Here is a 1,023-nt window from a genome sequence, read left to right as displayed (position 1 = left end):
TGTGTAAACCCACTACGTTGTTCAGCGGCACTCTGGAGATAGGTGGCTGGCCGCCGATCCCCATATGGGGACGGTGCCAGTTGTAGTGGTGCAGCCATTGGTTCAACACGGAATTGCGCTGGTCCGAGGATGCGTACTCGCAGGCGTAAGCCCACTCGCGCAGGCTGGTCTGGATGAAGCGCTCGGCTTTGCCATTGGTCCGCGGCGTGTAGGGCTTGGTTCTGATGTGCTTGATCCCAAGGGATTTGAGCAGCTTGGCAAAGGCGGCTGAGCGATAGCAGGCACCGTTGTCGGTCAGGATCCGCTTGAAGGTGATTCCCAGGCTGGCGTAGTACTCCAGAGCGCCCAGCAACGCCTGACAGGCGGTTTCGCCCTGTTCGTTGGGGTGGACGCTGCTGAAGGCGACCCGGGAGTGATCGTCGATAGCCACGTGGACATAGCCCCAGCCGCCACCAGCGGCGTTTCCCCGGCGTTTGGCATCGGTTCTGTGCCCTGGTCGCTGGAAATTGCCCAGCTTCTTGATGTCCAGGTGCAGCAGCCCTCCGGGCTGATCGTATTCGTATCGGATGACCTCCTTGGGCGGATCAAGCCGACACAGCCGATTGAGACCGTGGGCGCGCATCAGCCTTGAAATCGTACTGTGGCCGACCCCCAGCGCCTTGGAGATGGTTAGGTAGGTCTGCCGTTTACGGCGGTGCTCCTTGATTTGCTCGACTACCGCAGCAGGCGTGGCATGCGGCGTCTGGTGAGGCCGTGAGCTGCGGTTTTCCAGCCCCGGTGCCCCGAACTGGCGGAATCGGGCCAGCCACTTGTAGGCCGTACGCACACTTACGCCACACGCTTGAGCTGCTTCTTCCGGGCGTAGGCCCTCGTGGAGGATACGGCGGACGAGAAGCGCTCGACTAAACGGCGTCAAACGGGCATTTTTATGATTGTTCATCCGGGCTCTTTGGGGGCTGGAACGGTGTGGTAACCACCATTTTCCAAAGATGTCCCGGATGAACAACGTACAGAGAGATCACA

At 60.3% G+C, this 1,023-nt stretch carries 1 protein-coding gene; it reads right to left on the bottom strand.

What is annotated here, in order from left to right; all coding sequences use genetic code 11:
* Window positions 1-940 (bottom strand): IS481-like element ISStma3 family transposase (locus tag DCO49_RS20075; RefSeq protein ID WP_116865475.1); only part of this gene is annotated, 940 nt, incomplete at its 3' end.
* Between the last annotated feature and the right edge of the window lie 83 nt (window positions 941-1,023).

Source organism: Stenotrophomonas sp. SPM (genome assembly GCF_003105135.1).
Lineage (GTDB): Bacteria > Pseudomonadota > Gammaproteobacteria > Xanthomonadales > Xanthomonadaceae > Stenotrophomonas.
The sequence above is the reverse complement of the archived record's forward strand: the minus strand, read 5'-3'. Positions and strand labels throughout refer to the sequence as shown.